Origin of the sequence: Streptomyces sp. NPDC126510, assembly GCF_040302345.1 — a bacterium.
Classification (GTDB): domain Bacteria; phylum Actinomycetota; class Actinomycetes; order Streptomycetales; family Streptomycetaceae; genus Streptomyces.
The window spans coordinates 129,254-146,359 of sequence record NZ_JBEORR010000016.1 but is presented as its reverse complement, the minus strand read 5'-3'; the positions used below and the strand labels follow the sequence as shown (position 1 = coordinate 146,359).

The window sequence follows — 17,106 nt, the reverse complement described above, 5'->3', positions numbered from 1 at the left end:
GGTCCTTTCTCCAGCGGGGGTACCGGGCGAGGTCATGCCGTTTCGTAGACGGCTCGCTGCACGATGCGCAGCCCTTGGTCGAGTTCGTCGCCGGTGATGGTCAGCGGAGGCAGCAGCTTGACGACCTGGCCATGTGCTCCGGAGGTCTCCATGAGCAGTCCGAGTTCGAAGGCTCGGCGTGTGGCACGGCCGGCGTGCCGGGGGTCGGAGAGCTCCAGGCCCCACACCATCCCGCGGCCGCGGTAGGCGGATCCGCTGTGGTACGCGGCGATGTCGCGCAGCGTGGCTTCGATGGTCCGGGCGTGTGCCAGGGTCTGCTGCTTCAGCTTGTCGTCGGCCCAGTAGGTGTTGAGGGCGGCGGCCGCGGTGACGAAGGCCGGGTTGTTGCCGCGGAACGTGCCGTTGTGTTCGCCCGGCTCCCAGACGTCCAGCTCCGGTCGGAACAGGCAGAGGGACATGGGCAGTCCGTACCCGCTGATGGACTTGGAGAGGGTGACGATGTCCGGGGTGATGCCGGCCTCTTCGAAGGAGAAGAACGCCCCGGTACGGCCGCAGCCCATCTGGATGTCGTCGACGATCAGCAGCATGTCGTGCTGCCGGCAGAGCTGGGCGAGGCCACGCAACCACTGCGTGCGGGCCACGTTGACGCCACCCTCACCCTGGATCGTCTCCACGATCACCGCGGCCGGCTTGTCCAGCCCCGACCCGTGGTCCCGGAGCAACTGCTCGAACCACAGGAAGTCCGGTGTCTTCCCGCCCATATAGTGGTCGAAGGGCATGGGAGCGGTGTGCACGAGCGGTACGCCGGCGCCGGCCCGTTTGAAGGCGTTGCCGGTCACTGCCAGGGAGCCCAGCGACATGCCGTGGAAGGCGTTGGTGAAGGAGACGACCGTCTCGCGCCCCTTGACCTTGCGCGCCAGCTTGAGGGCGGCTTCGACGGCGTTGGTGCCGGTCGGGCCCGGGAACATGACCTTGTAGGGCAGGTCCCCCGGGCGCAGGATCATGTTCTGGAAGTACTCGAGGAACGCGCGCTTGGCCGTGGTCGACATGTCCAGGCCGTTGGTGACGCCGTCGCGCTCCAGATAGTCGAGCAGGGCGCGTTTCAGCACCGGGTTGTTGTGGCCGTAGTTGAAGGATCCGGCGCCGGCGAAGAAGTCCAGGTACTCGTGCCCGTCCTCGTCGTACATCCGGCTGCCCTGCGCCCGGTCGAACACGGTGGGCCAGCTGCGGCAGTAGCTGCGTACCTCTGACTCCAGGGTCGTGAAGACGCTCAGGTCGGGCTGGATGAGCGTCATGCCGAGACCTGCTCGAGCCGCGTTCGGAGGACGAAGTCGGTGAAGGTGTCCACCGAGACGAAGTCGTCCGCGTCCAGGTCCTCCGGGTCGACGACCAGGCCGAGGGAGTCCTCCAGGGCCATCAGCATTTCGAGCATGGTGGTCGAGTCGAGGTGCAGGTCGTCGAAGAGCTTCACGTCGCCGGTGAGACCGGTGACGGGGCGCTCGAGGACGTCGGTGAGGGCGTTCTCGAGGGCGGTGACGACACTCTGGCGATCCATGGTCATGTCCTTCGGTGGTGTGAGGAGTTGCTGCGGTCGGGTGGGAGGAGGATCAGTGGGCGAGGCCGGCCTGCGAGGCCTCGACCGGGGTGGCCGAGCTCTGTTCGATCAGAGCGGCCAGCTTCTTGCGGTCGACCTTGCCGTTGCCGTTGGTGGGCAGGGCGTCGAGGCGGACGCAGCGCCGCGGGATCTTGAAGGGCTCGATGTGGTCGCGCATGCCCTCCCGCACCTCGTCCGCGGTGATGTCGGCGACCACCGCGAGGAGCGCTCCCCGCTTGCCCTCGGGCGGCAGCACGGCGGCAGAGGTCACCCCGTCGACGCGGGACGCTGCTGCTTCCACCTCGGTGGCGCTGAGACGGAATCCCCGCTCCTTGTACAGATCGTCCCGGCGGCCGGAGAAGTAGAGGTAGCCCTCCTTGTCCAGCCAGCCGTAGTCGCCGGTGCGCAGCTCGGGGAAGAGTCCCTCCGCACGGGGGAAGCGCTCGGCGGTCAGTTCGGGGCGTTTCCAGTAGCCCGCCATGACGTTCGGGCCGCGCACGACGAACTGGCCTGTCTGTCCGGGAGGCAGCCGGTTCCCGTCGTCGTCGATGACGAAGACCTCGGTGCCCGGCAGCGCCAGTCCGCAGGATCCCGGATGGTCGAGGTCTCCGTCCGGCGGCATGATCGCCGTGCGCTTGCACTCCGTGAGGCCGTACATGACCTGGATCCTCAGCTGGGGCAGTGCGGCACGCAGCGCGGACATGGTGGTGTCGGACAGGGCCGCTCCGGTGTTGGTCAGCAACCGCAGCCGGCTCAATCCACCGCTGCTGCGGCGTAGCAGCCAGGCGAGCCGATCGGCGACGGAGGGCACGGAGGGCAGCACGGTCGCCCCGGCCTCCTCCAGGCTGCGAAGCAGCGGGGGACCGACCTCGGCGACCGTGCCCAGGTGCAGTCGGGCACCGCTCAGTGCCGCGAGGTAGACCTGGTATAGGCCATAGTCGAAGGAAAGCGGCAGGGGGCAGTACACGACGTCGTCGCTGCGATACCGCAGGCACTCCTGGATCGCGGAGACGGCGAAGAGCACCTGCTGGTGGGTGCTGACCACGGCCTTGGGCAGCGACGTGGTACCCGAGGTGTAGATCAGGCTGACCGGGTCCACGGGCAAGGCGCTCTGGCCACTGGGGGTGAGCGACACGTCCGTGCCTGCGTCGAGCGCGGTCCGCACGAGTTCGTCGAGCTCGAGGAATCGCACATCGTGCTCGGCGGCCGTCCGCCCCGCATCGGGATCGTCGGAGACCAGCAGTTTGGGTTCGCAGTCCCGCAGCACATGTTCCAAAGGCCCGCCGCGCACCTGTTCGTGCAGCACGCTGAAGACGGCACCCAGGCGGGAGGCCGCGTAGAGCAGTACGGCGATGCCGATCCCGTCGGCCGCGGTGACGACGATCCGGTCGCCGCGCCGCAGTCCTTCGCGTTGCAGCAGTGCGGCCGTCCTGGTGCTGGCGGCGGCGAGTTCTCCGTAGGTCAGGCTGCGGCTCTGCGAACTCAATGCGGCAGATCCAGGGCTGCGCTCAGCGGCCGCCTCCAGCAGTTCGTGCAGCAACTGCGCTGTACGGGCCATCAGCTCTCCTCGGCAACGGGGTTGGGGTCGGTCGCCGTGTCCGTCCTGCGGTAGGGGACGACAGTGGTGGCGGTGGCGGAGCAGACGAGCTGGGGGGCGTCGAGTACAGCGGCGGCGCTCTCCGCTGCTCCTGGGCGGGCGCTGAGGACCTTGTGCGCCTCGAGTTCGACCACCCGGCGCAGCCTGGTCCGGCGTACCAGTCGTCCGCGTGCCTCGATGTAGTCACCCGGCTTCACGGGTGCGGCGAAGCGGACATCGCTGTACTGGGCCAGCAGCCCCTCGTCGCCGTCCGTGCGGATGGTGATCTCGGTGACCAGATCGCCGAACAGTCGCAGGATGCGGGCGCCGTCCACCAGGTCACCCCCGTAGTGGGCTTCCTCCTGGCCGACTCGTACGCGGAGGAAGGCCGTGGTCTGCGGGGTCTGTTCATCGCGGGCACTCTGCTGGGCGGGGGCTGTCGTGCTGGTGCTGGGCGGCGACACGGCGTCAGGCTCCTTCAGCTCTGTGGATGCTGTGCGTCCGTTTTCGGCTGCCGCACCGCCGGCGTCGGGGATGCCGATGGCGACCGCGGCCACTACGGACTGTTTGTGGGTGATGGACACGGAGACGGAGGGTGGGGCCAATCGGGCGGCTCTCCCGCGGAAGCGGACGACGGGGGCGCCGTGCGGTGTGTGCTCCACGCATATCTCCCGCGGCGCCACGCCCTGGAGGAAGCCCATGCCCAAGACCTTGAGGATGGCCTCCTTGGCGGCGAAACGGCCCGCGAGGAACTCCAGGCGCCGACGGTCACCGAGGGTCTCGGCATGGACCAGTTCCTCCGGGGCGAAACTGAAGCGCAGGAACCAGGGCCGCTGGACCAGGCGGCGGAGTTCCGAGCAGTCCAGGACGTCCAGCCCGACCCGGGCGGCCCGGCTTGCCGCGGCGGTCATGCGGACGCGGTGCGGAAGTCGACGAGGTGCTGCTTGGCCAGCAGATCCTCCGTGGTGTCGCGTTCCCGGATCAGATGGGCCCGCCCGCGGTGCACCATCACCTCGGCCGGGAAGCCGTGGCTGAGGAAGAGTCCGGGTGAGGCGGTGGGCCCGTAGGCCCCGGACCGCTCCACTGCCAGCAGATCCCCGGGCCGCACCTCCGGCAGCCGGACCTTCTTGGCGATGACGTCGTTGGGTGTGCACAGCGGCCCGGTCACGCTGTAGGGCCGCAGCGCCCCGGCAGCCCGGTTCCCCACGTGGCGGATCGGGAAGTTGCGCTTGACGAAGCTCCCGACACCGACGGCGGCCATGTGGTGGTTGGTGCCGCCATCGGCGACCACGAAGCTCTCCCCCATGGAGTTCTTCACATAGCGGGCCCGGATGAGGTAAGTGCCGGCCATGGCCGTCAGGAACCGGCCCAGCTCCATGATCATCCGGCAGTGCGGGTTGCGCGCGGAGAAGGAGGAGAGAACGTCCGCCAGTCCGGTTCCCAGCGCGGCGAGGTCCAAGTCCTCCTCGTTGTCGAAGTAGGCGACGCCGAGCCCGCCGCCGAAGTCCACGGTCTCCAGGGGGAAGCCGAGTCGTCCGGCCAGGTCCTCCGCGGTGGCGAGGATCTGCCGGGTGTTGTGGACGACGTCTTCGTGGTTCAGGAAACGTGTGCCCATGTAGGCGTGCACCCCCTTCACCCGGATGTGGCGCAGGGCTGCGAGCCGGTCCTTCGAGTCACGCAGTTCGGCCTCATCGATGCCGAACTGCCGGGGCTTGCCCCCCATGGCCAGTCCTGACCCCTTGCTGCCGAAGGCAGGGTTTACTCGCAAAAGCACCGGGAACTCGTCACGGTCAGCGGTCGCCAGCAGCGAGTCCAACAGGTCGAGTTCTTCCAGTGATTCGCAGACAATCGCGTGGATTCCGGCTTCGATGCACGCGGTGAGCTCTCGTTCGTCCTTGCCGGGACCGAGGAAGATGATGTCCTGGGGTGCGACCCCGGCTCGCAGAGTGGTGACCAGTTCCGCATAGGAGGAAACTTCGGCACCGGCACCGAACGAGTTCAGCAGTGCACAGACGCTGACGTTCGGGTTGGCTTTGAGCGAGTAGAACACATCGACACGGTCGGGAAGCACACCGCGCAGCTTGCGATAGGTGTCTTCCAGGATGTCCGCGTCGTAGACGAACAGCGGGGTGCCGAACTCGTCGGCCAGTGCCGCCATGTTCGTGCCCTGAATGTGGTCATTCGAGGTGGTCATGCAATCACTGCCATCCGCCGTCATCGAGCCGGCGGCTTAAGGCCCGCTCCTTCGCGAGTGGGCTGCCTGAGGTGGGTGTCCGCTCTTTCATCGCTCGCCTCTCTCACTGGTTCGTTCTCCAGCAATGACGATTCTGCGAGCTTTCGCGCGGCAAAGGAAGAAGTGACGGTTGGACTAAATCGGTCCTGACCTATTCAGGCCCCGGGCGAACGCGGTATCCGTCCAAATGGGTTGCCTGGCGCCGCGATATTCCCCGTGCACCATGAATCAAACTTACGGAAAGGGTCGGATTCCCGTGGTGGCCAACGGGCGCAGCGGCACCGGTCGAGCGTTCGTGACGGCATGCAGGAAAAGGCCATCAGGGACATTCACACAGAAGGCGCGGCCGCACGGGGCCTCGCGCCTCGGCCGCCCGCGCAGCACGCCTGGACGCGACGTCGAGGAGATCGTCAGCAGGGCGGCGGCATCATCCTGCTCGCCGGCGGGGACACCCTGATACGGATCGGATCAGGCTGGGAGATCTCAATCCGTCTCGTAGCGCATGAGCGGCGCTTCAGCGCGTCGCAGGCACCATTCGGCCAGCTGGGGGCACGCAGTGGCTGCGCGCACCCAGATCTGCTCCGCGGTCGACTCGGCCTCGTTCAAAGACGCGACGCGCAGGAAGAGACCGATGACAGGGTGAGGTCGTGACTGGAGATGCACGCTGACGTGTTCGAGGACGTCCGGTGCGGTGGCTTCCAGCATCTGCCTGATCTCAGCAGGCAGGGGGGCGTCGCCCGGAGGGGAGACAGCGAGATGGACAAGATACATGAGGCAATTGTCCTCTTCGGTTCGTCGACCCTTCCACAGGGTCGACCAACGACCTCACGGACCATCATGGCCGGATGAGTCCCCTCGCGACCGCGTGAACACCGGCCTGGAAGCGGCTGCGCGCGCCGAGGTGGTCCATGAGTTTCGTGGCGATGCGGCGTGCCGTGCGGGCCGACACACCCAACCGCGCCGCGACGGATTCGTCGGTGTGCCCTTGGGACAGCAGCCGCAGGACCTCCGTCTGCTGGGGACTCAGCCTCTGCGTATCCGCGGGTACGGCGGTCGCGGCCATCGGCCGGGCGGACTGCCAGACACAATCGAACAGAGCGCACAGCGAGGAGACCACTCCCGGCGTCTGCAGAACCACTGCCCCGGCGGCGGTGTCGTCACAGTCGGCGGCGACGACGGCGATCCTCCGGTCGCAGATGATCATGCGGTTGGGTAAGGAAGGGACGGTCCGTATCCGCCCGCCGAGCGCGGCCAGCCACTCCGCGTGTGCCACCGTGGCAGGGTCGTTGTGGGCGCTGTCCAGATAGACGGTGCGCATCCGCACACCGCGCTCGAGCAAGTTCTCGGCGAGGGGCCGCGAGCTGCGCACATTGGCCGCCGTCTGGGCTCCGCCCGGAGCGAAGGTCAACAGCTCGTCCTCGACCCTGTCGTACAGAGTCGCCAAGTAGTCGCGGACGCAGTCGACCCCGTTCAGGCGAAGTAACTCTTCCCTGTCCCGGGTGAACTCCGATTTGAGACGTACAGCGGCAGCCTGAGCCTCTTGTACACGTTTCTGTTGCGCGGCGAGCTCGGCTCGCTGCCTCGCCAGCAGAATATCTGCGGCCAGGTGCGGGTCAACCGCGTGGAAGTTCTGGGGGTCTTCGGAGGAACTCCGTATCAACGCCAGTTCGCTGAGGGTGTCGAGTGCTGTCAGTACCGCCTTCTCGGTCAGCTGGAGGCGGCGCATCAGGTCGGCCACGCCGTCCTGCGGATGCGCCAGCATCTCGCGGTAGACCACTTCGGCCGTGGCGTCCATTCCCAGAACATCGAACATGTGATTCCCCCTTTTGAGCAGCGTGCGGTGGCGAGACCACGGAGCACGGAAGTCTCGCCACCACGAAATCACGAAGACCAGCGATCGGACAGCACGGTCAGTCGGAAAGGCTTGACTGCTTGCGCTTGTTGGCGAGGAAGCGTGCCTTTTTCTCACGATTCCCACACGTGTTCATGTCGCACCATCTGCGGGTGTGGCCGCGGCTGGAGTCGAAGAAAGCGGCTCGGCATGACGGAGATGCGCACAACGAGATTTTTCCTTCTCGTTCTCCCGCCAGGAGGCTGATCGCATCGGCGGCGATCACGCTGAGGGCGTCTTCCGTGGAAGCGGAAGCCAGCCGCCATTCCCGCTTGCCTTCGGGCGTCAAGATTGCCGAGGCCAGACCGTGGATGCTGCAGTCATTGATGACTTGGACAGCGGAAGAGGGAAGCGGGTCCTGGTTCGCGACGGCGGTGGCAGCTGCGTGGATCGATTCCCGTAGCTCCCGGGCGTGATCGAGCTGGGAGTGGCTGCAGGAGCCGACGGCGAGTCCATGGATGGCCAGCCAGTCCGCCAGCCGGGATGGCACAGGAATGCGCTCCAGCGCCTCGCCGTGTCGCTCCGACAGGGTCCCCGTGAAACTGGTCGCGAGCACCTTGCCCAGACGGAACTCAGGGAAATACACCACCGCCATGGAACCACCTTAGCCGGTTGACTCCTACAGCGCAAGCATACGCGAACCACCACATATGGTTCTACGCGACTCGGGGATCCGCGCACCCTCCCCCAAGGTCAACTTCGGGTGCCCGGCAGCCTGTTGAAGAAACACGGCGCGGCGCGCCGGCTTCACCGCCCCGGCCCGTGGGCCGCTCGTCACCGGCCTGAACAGGCCAGGACCGCTTCAGGCCACCTGTCACTTCTTCCTTCGCCGCGCGGAGGCTCGTAGGGTCATGATCGCCGGAGCATGGGCCGGTGAAAGGGACGAGCGATGGAAGATCAGGGACAATGAAGATTTTCGTCGACAGGGTCAAGTGCCAGAATCATGGACAGTGCGCGATCTCGGCCCCGACCAACTTCGAGCTCGACGCCGATGGGGTGCTTCAATATCAGGAAGCGTTCGATGAGGAGAACATCAGCGATATCGAGGACGCTGCCGACTCTTGCCCTCTGCAAGCGATCTCCCTGAAATCGTGATGCCGCCGGCGGTTGATGGGCGGCCGCTTATCGGCATAGTCGGCTCCGGTATCGCCGGACTGCGAGCTGCCAAAGCGATACTCAAATGCGAGGCAGATGCCAGGATTGTCATCTTCGGGGACGAGGATCACCGTACCTACAATCGGCCGGGTCTGACGAAGAAGCGGTATCCCCTGTCGGATGCCCTCGACATGACGATCGCCGAGGATGTGAAGGTGCATGGAGCCGAGAATGACGCTCTCACCTGGCGCCTCGGCACCCGAGTCCAGGCTGCGGACCTGCGGGACAGGATTCTGCGTCTGAGCACAGGTGAGACGTTCGAGTACGACGGCCTGGTGATCGCTTCGGGTGTACGCCCGCGTACCTCGGTCTGGGGCGACGGGGAGTGCGAGCTTCATACGCATCGGACCCTGCGTGGTCTGGGCGATGCGCGCTACATCCACCATCGGCTCCAGGCGAGCGACAAGGTGACCTTGGTAGGCGCCGGATTCGTTGCTTGTGAGCTGGCTTCGCTGGCCAGAGAGTACGGTTGCGAAGTCATCATGCTGGAAGCGCTGCGACGCGGGCCGTTCGAGAGCGTCCTGGGTGAGCGTGTTTCGATGGCGCTTGGCCGCTGGCTCGTTCAGCACGGCATCACGTTTTTGACGGGTGATTCCGCAAAGGAACTGCTCTGTGACGTGAGAGCGTCGAATCCGGTGCCCTCTTCCGGCCCGCCCGGCCGATCTCTTTTCATCGAGGCGATCGGAAGTGTTCCCAATGTGGAATGGTTGCATGGGAATGGTCTGGATCTGTCCGACGGGGTGCGCGTCGATGAATACATGCGTGTGTCACCGTGGCCGAATGTCTTCGCAGCCGGTGACGTAGCTCGTTACCCTGACCCGTGGACGGCCGGGAACCTTACGCGCATGGAATTCTGGAAGAATGCGATCGACACCGGTGATCTTGCGGGCAGGTCTCTGGCGTCGGCCTTGGGGTACGGTTCGGTGACCTCCCGCATCGGATACTTCCCCAGCATGTCCACGGAAGTACTCGGCCTGCGTATTCAGATTGCCGGCAACCCGAAGATGTCGGATTCGATGGAGACCGTCTGCGGAGATCTGGATCAACCGGACCAGGGAGTGGTCGTCGCCTACCTCCGGGAAGGCGCCATGGTCGGGGCTGCTTACATGGACAAAGGCGCTCGGTTCAATAGTGCCTATATAAAACTCTTGAAGTCGTTGAGAGGGCGCTGAACGAGCACCGTCTCACCGCGGACACCGCACTGCCGGTGGCGGGCCTGCGCATGGCGAAGTCGTCGAGGGGCGCCGCACGCCCGCTGCCGGGAGTGGCGGCCGGTGAGTGCTCGGAGACGGGCCGGGTGCTCGGTCGCCGTCGTGGACGCATACCCGCGTCTGGGGAGGCAGGGGGTGGCGCGTAAGCTCGCGGGCTCGTCGCCGGAGTGGTGGGCGGGGGTGGCTGTGCCCCGCGCGAGGCGTTACGCAGGCGCGGAGGCGCCTACGGTTTGGCCCCTTCTGCTCACTTACGACTGTCTCGTTACGGAATCTGCGCATTTCAGCGGAACCTCTTTGTTCGTCACGTCCTCTCACTGGGTGACCAGCACGACGTACGAATCGGGGATGCCATGCGCGCTCTCTCCCGCAGGGGAATGCTCGGACTCGGCGCGGGAGCCGCCGCCGTCTCACTCGCCGGATGCGGCGGTCTCACGGGCTCGGACGACTCGGGCCAGGCGGACGGTTCCGGCGGCGACTCCGCACAGGGCGGATCCAAGCCGAAGCCGAAGCCCACCGCCCGCCCCATCGGCGACGGCTCCACCGCCCACACCGGCAAGCAGCCCCACCAGCCCGCCAAACCCGAGCCCCTGGAGCCGGGTCAGACCCCGCCGCAGTTCGTCGTGTTCTCCTGGGACGGCGCCGGCGAGGTCGGCAACGGCCTCTTCCCGCGCTTCCTGGATCTCGCCAAGGAGCACGGCGCGAGCATGACCTTCTTCCTGTCCGGGCTGTACCTGCTGCCCGAGTCGAAGAAGCGCCTCTACGACCCGCCGAACAACCCGCGTGGCGCCTCCGACATCGGCTACCTCACCGACGACCACGTCAAGGCGACCCTGGAGAACGTCCACCGGGCGTGGCTGGAGGGCCACGAGATCGGCACCCACTTCAACGGCCACTTCTGCGGCGAGTCCCACGGCTCGGTCAAGAACTGGACGCCGGCGCAGTGGCGCAGCGAGATCGACCAGGCGAAGTCCTTCGTGAAGGAGTGGCGCACCAACACCGGCTGGACCGACCTGCCGTCGCTGCCGTTCGACTACGACAAGGAGCTCGTCGGCGGCCGTACGCCCTGTCTGCTCGGCCAGGACAACCTGCTGCCCACCGCCCGCGAGCTCGGCTGGCGCTACGACGCCTCCTCGCCCGGCGGCCTCCAGGTCTGGCCCCGCAAGCGCCAGGGCATATGGGACCTGCCCCTGCAGCAGATACCTTTCCCCGGCCGCGGCTTCGAGGTCCTGTCGATGGACTACAACATGCTGGCCAACCAGTCCCTCGCCACGACGAAGGCTCCGGCCCACAACTACCCGGGCTGGCGCAAGCAGTCGGCGCAGGCGTACATCCAGGGATTTAAGCGGGCATACGAGGCAAACCGGGCACCGCTCTTCATCGGCAACCACTTCGAGCAGTGGAACGGCGGCATATACATGGACGCCGTCGAGGAGGCCTTCAAGCACATGGCGCGGGAGAAGGAGAAGGGCGCGGATGTGCGTCTCGTCTCCTTCCGGCAGTTCGCCGACTGGCTCGACGTGCAGAAGCCCGAGGCGCTCGACAAGCTCCGCACGCTCGGGGTCGGGCAGCAGCCGGCCGGTGGCTGGCGGGAGTTCACCGGCCGGGCCGCCACACCCAGCCGAGAGGCCTCAGGGAACGCCGCCTGAAATGCGGTTTTCCGCCCGCAAGGGGGGTGGGCGAGACCCCCAGAACGGGCATGCGAAACTTTTCACATGAGTGCCGACAGCGCCCCCCAGCGTTCGAACCGCACGACCCGTGCCACCGAGCGCACCCGCCGTGTCCGCCGTAGTGCCGCCCTGACCGCCTCTCTCGCCGCGACCGCGCTGCTCGTCACCGCGTGCGGCTCCGGCGGCACCTCCGGCGGGGGCGGCAACACCAACTTCGTCACCGGCACCGACGGCGTCGCCACGGCCGCCCAGGGCAAGCGCACCCCCGCCCCCGACCTGTCCGGCAAGACCATCGCCGGCAAGACCCTCGACGTCGCCGACTACAAGGGCAAGGTCGTCGTCCTCAACGTGTGGGGCTCCTGGTGCAACCCCTGCCGCGCCGAGGCCAAGTACTTCGCGAAGGTCTCCAAGGAGTACGCCGGCAAGGGCGTGCAGTTCGTCGGCATCAACACTCGCGACACCTCCACCGGCGCGGCCCTCGCCTTCGAGAAGGACTGGGGCATCACCTACCCCAGCCTCTACGACCCGACCGGCAAGCTGCTGCTGCGCTTCAAGAAGGGCACGCTCAACCCGCAGGCGATCCCCTCGACGCTCATCCTCGACCGGGACGGCAAGATCGCGGCCCGTTCCCTGTCCGCGCTCAGCGAGGAACGGCTGCTGAAGATGCTCAAGCCGGTCGTCGCCGAGAAGTGAGCGGAGTACTGGCGTGAGCGCAGTCACCACGCTCGCCGAGGTCGCGGACCCCAACGGCACGGTGCTCAACGGCGCCCTGCTGGTGGCCCTGCCGATCGCGCTGCTCGGCGGCCTCGTCTCCTTCTTCTCGCCGTGCGTCCTGCCGCTGGTGCCCGGTTACCTGTCCTATGTGACGGGGGTCGCCGGCACCGACCTCGCCGAGGCCCGGCGCGGCCGGATGGTCGCGGGCGCGTCCCTGTTCGTGCTCGGCTTCACCGCCGTGTTCGTCTCCACCGGGGCGCTGTTCGGCTACTTCGGACAGACGCTCCAGGAACAGCAGGGCGTCCTGTCCAAGGTGCTCGGCGTCCTCATGATCCTCATGGGCGTCTTCTTCATGGGCCTGATGCCCTGGCTCACCCAGCGGGAGTTCCGCTTCCACCGGCGGCCCGTGGCCGGGCTGGTGGGCGCGCCCCTGCTCGGCGCGCTGTTCGGCATCGGCTGGACGCCCTGTATCGGCCCCACCCTGGCCTCCGTGCTGGCCCTCTCCTCCGACCAGGGGAGCGCCGGACGCGGTGCCGTCCTCACCGTCGCGTACTGTCTGGGCCTGGGCGTGCCGTTCGTGCTCGCCGCGGTCGCCTTCCGCAAGGCCCTCGGAGCCTTCGGCTGGATCAAGCGCCACTACGTCTGGGTGATGCGGATCGGCGGCACCATGATGATCGTGACCGGTCTGCTGCTGCTGACCGGCGCGTGGGACCGCATCGTGCAGGAGATGCAGGTCTGGTCCGACGGCTTCACTGTGGGGATCTGATCCATGAGCAAGACCACCGCCTCCGACCCGGCCCCCTCCGCCGCCGAGGACCAGGAGCTGGGCGACGCCGGCTCCCAGCTGTCCACCGCCCCCAAGGATGACGCGCCCAGCCTGCCGTCCCTGGGCGTCGTCGGCTGGGTCCGCTGGTTCTGGCGGCAGCTCACCTCCATGCGGGTCGCCCTGCTGCTGCTCCTGCTGCTCTCCCTCGGCGCGATCCCCGGCTCGCTCATCCCGCAGTCCGGCCAGGACGAGACGAAGGTCGCCGACTTCCGCAAGGCCCACCCGGCCCTCGGGGACGTCTACGACAAGATCGGCATGTTCCACGTCTACAGCTCGGTGTGGTTCTCCGCGATCTACATTCTGCTGTTCGTCTCCCTCATCGGCTGCATCGTGCCCCGCACCTGGCAGTTCGCCGGCCAGCTGCGCGGCCTGCCGCCCGGCGCGCCCCGGCGGCTGAACCGGCTGCCCGCCCACACCACCTGGCGCACCACCGCCGAACCCGAGCAGGTCCACCAGGCCGCCCTGGCCCTGCTGAAGAAGCGCCGCTTCCGCACCCACCTCACCGGCGACGCCGTCGCCGCCGAGAAGGGCTACCTGCGCGAGGTGGGCAACCTCGTCTTCCACATCGCCCTCATCGTGATGCTGACCGCCTTCGCCTGGGGCCAGCTGTACAAGTCCGAGGGGAACAAGCTGGTCGTCGAGGGTGACGGCTTCTCCAACACGCTCACCCAGTACGACGACTTCAAGTCCGGCAACCTCTTCACCTCCGACGACCTGGTGCCGTTCAGCTTCAACCTGAAGAAGTTCACCGGCACCTACGAGCGCACCGGCCCCAACAAGGGCACCCCGCGCGTCTACCAGGCCGACATCACCTACAGCACGGGCGCCTACGGCAAGGACCAGAACGACACCGTCCAGGTGAACCACCCGCTGGAGATCGGCGACTCCAAGGTCTACCTCGTCAGCCACGGCTACGCCCCGGTCATCACGGTCCGCGACGCCAAGGGCAAGGTCGTCTTCGACGACGCCGTACCGCTGCTGCCGCTGGACTCCAACGTCACCTCCTCAGGTGTCGTCAAGGTCCTCGACGGCTACCGCAACGCCCAGGGCAAGAAGGAGCAGCTCGGCTTCAACGCGTTCTTCGTGCCGACCTTCGGCGGCTCCGCCAGCGGCACGATGCTGTCGCAGTTCCCCGCGCTGGACAATCCGCTGCTCGCGCTGTCCGCCTACCACGGCGACCTGGGGGCCGACTCGGGCATCCCGCAGAGCGTGTACCAGATGGACCGGACCAACATGAAGGAGTTCAAGGACTCCCAGGGCAAGCTGTTCAAGAAGCTGCTGAAGCCCGGCGAGACCATGAAGCTCCCGAACGGCGCCGGTACGGTCACCTTCGGCAAGGACATCAAGGAGTGGGCCGGCTTCCAGGTCGTCCAGCAGCCCGGCAGCGGCTGGGCCCTCGCCGGTGCCCTCGCCGCGATCGGCGGCCTCGCCGCCTCCCTGTTCATCCAGCGCCGCCGCGTCTGGGTGCGCGCGGTCAAGGACGCCGACGGCGTCACCGTCGTCGAGATGGCCGGCCTCGGCCGCAGCGAGTCCGCCAAGGTCCCCGAGGAACTGGGCCACCTCGCCGGCGACCTCTACGAGCAGGCACCGGGCACCCCCGGCCCCGACGACCCCGCAGATTCCCCCGACCCCGCTCAGGAGCCGGGCACCGAACCCCCCGTACCTGCCGAAGGGGCTGAGAAGCAGTGACTCTCGCCGCCGCCACGAACGAAAACCTCGCCCAGATCAGCAATGTGCTGATCTACTCCTCGATGGCCGTCTACACCCTGGCCTTCTTCGCATACATCGCCGAATGGCTCTTCGGCAGCCGCAGCAAGGTCGCCAGGACCGCCGCCGCGCTCACCGGCAAGGCGGACGCCAAGAAGGCGGCCCCGGCCGTCACCGTGAACCAGGCCGGCGGCACCGCCGTGCTGGAGCGGCCGAAGGTCACCGTGCGGGCCGCGTCCGGTCAGCGCGACGTGCCGGACGGCCCCGGGGCGCACGGCGGGGACGAGCAGGGCGACCTGTACGGCCGGATCGCCATCTCCCTCACGGTCCTCGCCTTCCTGGTCGAGTTCGCCGGTGTCCTCACCCGCGCCCTGTCGGTGGAGCGCGCCCCGTGGGGCAACATGTACGAGTTCAACATCACGTTCTCCACGGTCGCGGTCGGCGTGTACCTCGGACTGCTGGCCCTGAAGAAGAACGTGCGCTGGCTTGGCCTGTTCCTGATCACCTCGGTCCTGCTCGACCTGGGCCTGGCGGTCACGGTCCTCTACACCGCCAGCGACCAGCTGGTCCCGGCCCTGCACTCGTACTGGCTGTACATCCACGTCTCGACGGCGATCTTCTGCGGCGCGGTCTTCTACGTGGGCGCGGTCGGCACGATCCTGTACCTGTTCAAGGACTCCTACGAGAGCAAGCTCGCGAGCGGCGGCACGCCCGGCACCTTCGCGACCTCCGTCCTGGAGCGGCTGCCCTCCTCCGCCTCCCTCGACAAGTTCTCCTACCGCGTCAACGCGGCCGTCTTCCCGCTCTGGACGTTCACGATCATCGCGGGTGCCATCTGGGCCGGTGACGCCTGGGGCCGCTACTGGGGCTGGGACCCGAAGGAGACCTGGTCCTTCATCACCTGGGTCGCCTACGCCTGCTACCTGCACGCCCGCGCGACGGCCGGCTGGAAGGGCCGCAAGGCCGCCTACCTGGCCCTCATCGCCTTCGGCTGCTGGCTGTTCAACTACTACGGCGTGAACATCTTCGTCTCCGGCAAGCACTCCTACGCAGGCGTGTAGGTCCCGCCGGGGCACCTCACCGCCGGGCGACGGGGGCGTGGTCCGCCACCGACACGATGATGTCGCGCAGCCGGTCGGCATACAGCCGCAGGTTCTTGTGCGCGACATCGGTGTCCGGGTAGCGGGCCGCGAACCACAGGCCTTCGTGGAGCCGGGTCACCCAGGCGCAGACCTGGTCGCCGTACGACACCCGGATCAGGCCGTAGGCGTTGCGCTCGCTCCAGCTCGTGGACTCGGGGATGCCGCGGGCGTCGGCGAACGACACGATCGAGTACATGTCGGGGGACGTCGGCCGGAAGTCCGCGCCGAGCAGCCGCAGCACCCGGGCCAGCGGCATCCGGGCCAGCGGCCGGGTGGCGTGCAGCGCGGCGCGTACGGTCTTCAGCGCGGCGGGGAAGTCGGGCGCGTCGTCGACGGGCACCTCGATCGGCGCGCCGCCGACGTACCAGCCCACCGAGTCCGAGTACGCGGACTTCGCCCGGGTGTGGAAGGGCACCACCGTCCGGTACACGGGCTCACCGCCGATCTCGTGGACGATCAGCGCGGTCGCCGCCAGGATCCCGACCAGCGAACCGCCGTAGGGACGGCAGTACGCCTCGAAGGCGGCGGCGGCGTCCGCGTCGACGAGCATCTCGCGCATGAGCTTCTGCGTCGGCAGCCCGGCCGCGGGATCCAGCCCGAGGTCCACGGGGAAGCTCGGCAGCCGCCCGTCGCAGCGCCGGATGAACTCCCGCCAGCGGGCCACGATCTCGTGGTCCGCGTCGAGCCGGTCCGCGTCGGCCCGCTCGGCCTCGCAGAAGTCGACGTAACTGGAGACCGGCGACTGCTCCGGGGCCCGGCCGGTGAGATGTGCGGCGTACAGCTCCTGGATCTCCGCCGGGATGCGGTAGATGGAGAACGCGTCGACGTTGCTGTGGTCGAAAGCCATGTACACGCTGGTGCTGTCGTCCCTGACGACGCCCGTGTAGATGAGGTTCGGCCAGCGCAGAGCGTCGGCGGTGGTGTCGAAGCGGTCCTGGAGGTGCTGGGCCAGGGCCTCGGGATCGGTGAACTCGCCGGCGTCCTCGCGGTGCAGGGAGACGGAGGCCCGGTCGAGGGTGAAGCGGCGGATCGAGTCGCCCGGCCCGCCCGCCCAGCGGAAGCCGCTGCGCAGGGTCTCGTGCCGCAGCGTCCAGCCGCGCAGCGCCTCACCCAGCGCGTCCAGGTCGACCCGCCCCGGGATGTCGAACGCAGCGCCGAGCCAGGTGGGTACGAACAGACCGTCCTCGCGAACGGACCGCGCCGTCCGCAGATGCGACTCCTGGATGTAGGCGGGCGGCCGGGAGTCCTCCGGCAGGGCCTTCGCCGTCGCGACGGTCGCCGGGCTGAGCGTCCATTCGACGAGTCGCCCAGGTCGTACGTCGCAGCGCTGGATGTCAGTCATTCGCACAGGGCGTCTCCGTTCGCAGGTGGGATAGACCCGACCAAACGA

16 protein-coding genes are annotated in these 17,106 nt (G+C 67.7%); 7 read left to right on the top strand and 9 right to left on the bottom strand.

Annotated elements, in window-relative coordinates; all coding sequences use genetic code 11:
• Positions 1-32: 32 nt before the first annotated feature.
• The 8 genes from ectB to ABTX60_RS23630 form a co-directional block, all read right to left on the bottom strand.
• Positions 33-1,295 (bottom strand): diaminobutyrate--2-oxoglutarate transaminase, encoded by a 1,263-nt coding sequence (gene ectB, locus ABTX60_RS23665; protein ID WP_352098989.1) that lies wholly within the window; start codon positions 1,293-1,295, stop codon positions 33-35.
• Positions 1,292-1,555, bottom strand: coding sequence for an acyl carrier protein (locus ABTX60_RS23660; protein ID WP_352098988.1), 264 nt, complete (start codon positions 1,553-1,555; stop codon positions 1,292-1,294). The genes ectB and ABTX60_RS23660 overlap by 4 nt, the downstream gene beginning before the upstream one ends.
• Before the next feature lie 52 nt (positions 1,556-1,607).
• Positions 1,608-3,152, bottom strand: a complete 1,545-nt coding sequence (locus ABTX60_RS23655; protein ID WP_352098987.1) for a class I adenylate-forming enzyme family protein — start codon at positions 3,150-3,152, stop codon at positions 1,608-1,610.
• Positions 3,152-4,081: a holo-ACP synthase gene (locus ABTX60_RS23650; RefSeq protein ID WP_352098986.1), complete on the bottom strand. Its 930-nt coding sequence runs from the start codon at positions 4,079-4,081 to the stop codon at positions 3,152-3,154. The genes ABTX60_RS23655 and ABTX60_RS23650 overlap by 1 nt, the downstream gene beginning before the upstream one ends.
• The gene (locus tag ABTX60_RS23645; protein WP_352098985.1) at positions 4,078-5,364 is read right to left on the bottom strand and encodes a type III PLP-dependent enzyme domain-containing protein; all 1,287 of its coding nucleotides are present in this window, start codon (positions 5,362-5,364) and stop codon (positions 4,078-4,080) included. Before ABTX60_RS23645 ends, ABTX60_RS23650 begins: the two co-directional genes overlap by 4 nt.
• Before the next feature lie 522 nt (positions 5,365-5,886).
• Positions 5,887-6,174, bottom strand: a complete 288-nt coding sequence (locus ABTX60_RS23640; protein WP_352098984.1) for a hypothetical protein — start codon at positions 6,172-6,174, stop codon at positions 5,887-5,889.
• 64 nt (positions 6,175-6,238) lie between these two features.
• A complete protein-coding gene (locus ABTX60_RS23635; protein WP_352098983.1) occupies positions 6,239-7,216 on the bottom strand; it encodes a LuxR C-terminal-related transcriptional regulator in 978 nt (325 codons plus the stop codon).
• Positions 7,217-7,313: 97 nt separating this feature from the next.
• Positions 7,314-7,889 (bottom strand): CGNR zinc finger domain-containing protein, encoded by a 576-nt coding sequence (locus ABTX60_RS23630; RefSeq protein WP_352098982.1) that lies wholly within the window; start codon positions 7,887-7,889, stop codon positions 7,314-7,316.
• A gap of 311 nt (positions 7,890-8,200) precedes the next feature.
• On the opposite strand from ABTX60_RS23630, the gene ABTX60_RS23625 reads away from it, so the two are divergent.
• From ABTX60_RS23625 to ccsB, 7 genes are all read left to right on the top strand, one after another.
• The gene (locus ABTX60_RS23625; protein WP_352098981.1) at positions 8,201-8,389 is read left to right on the top strand and encodes a ferredoxin; all 189 of its coding nucleotides are present in this window, start codon (positions 8,201-8,203) and stop codon (positions 8,387-8,389) included.
• Positions 8,356-9,621 (top strand): NAD(P)/FAD-dependent oxidoreductase, encoded by a 1,266-nt coding sequence (locus tag ABTX60_RS23620; protein ID WP_352098980.1) that lies wholly within the window; start codon positions 8,356-8,358, stop codon positions 9,619-9,621. Before ABTX60_RS23625 ends, ABTX60_RS23620 begins: the two co-directional genes overlap by 34 nt.
• Positions 9,622-10,010: 389 nt before the next feature.
• Entirely contained in the window at positions 10,011-11,306 is a 1,296-nt protein-coding gene (locus ABTX60_RS23615; protein WP_352098979.1) for a polysaccharide deacetylase family protein, read from the top strand.
• A gap of 66 nt (positions 11,307-11,372) precedes the next feature.
• Entirely contained in the window at positions 11,373-12,020 is a 648-nt protein-coding gene (locus ABTX60_RS23610; protein ID WP_352098978.1) for a TlpA family protein disulfide reductase, read from the top strand.
• Positions 12,021-12,033: 13 nt separating this feature from the next.
• Positions 12,034-12,807, top strand: a complete 774-nt coding sequence (locus tag ABTX60_RS23605) for a cytochrome c biogenesis CcdA family protein (protein ID WP_352098977.1) — start codon at positions 12,034-12,036, stop codon at positions 12,805-12,807.
• A 3-nt stretch (positions 12,808-12,810) separates the two neighbouring features.
• Positions 12,811-14,556, top strand: coding sequence for a cytochrome c biogenesis protein ResB (gene resB / locus ABTX60_RS23600; RefSeq protein WP_352098976.1), 1,746 nt, complete (start codon positions 12,811-12,813; stop codon positions 14,554-14,556).
• On the top strand, positions 14,553-15,635 hold the full coding sequence (gene ccsB / locus ABTX60_RS23595) for a c-type cytochrome biogenesis protein CcsB (RefSeq protein ID WP_352098975.1): 1,083 nt from the start codon (positions 14,553-14,555) through the stop codon (positions 15,633-15,635). The genes resB and ccsB overlap by 4 nt, the downstream gene beginning before the upstream one ends.
• A gap of 16 nt (positions 15,636-15,651) precedes the next feature.
• Here the strand turns inward: ccsB and ABTX60_RS23590 are convergent, their stop codons facing one another.
• The gene (locus ABTX60_RS23590) at positions 15,652-17,064 is read right to left on the bottom strand and encodes a condensation domain-containing protein (protein ID WP_352098974.1); all 1,413 of its coding nucleotides are present in this window, start codon (positions 17,062-17,064) and stop codon (positions 15,652-15,654) included.
• Between the last annotated feature and the right edge of the window lie 42 nt (positions 17,065-17,106).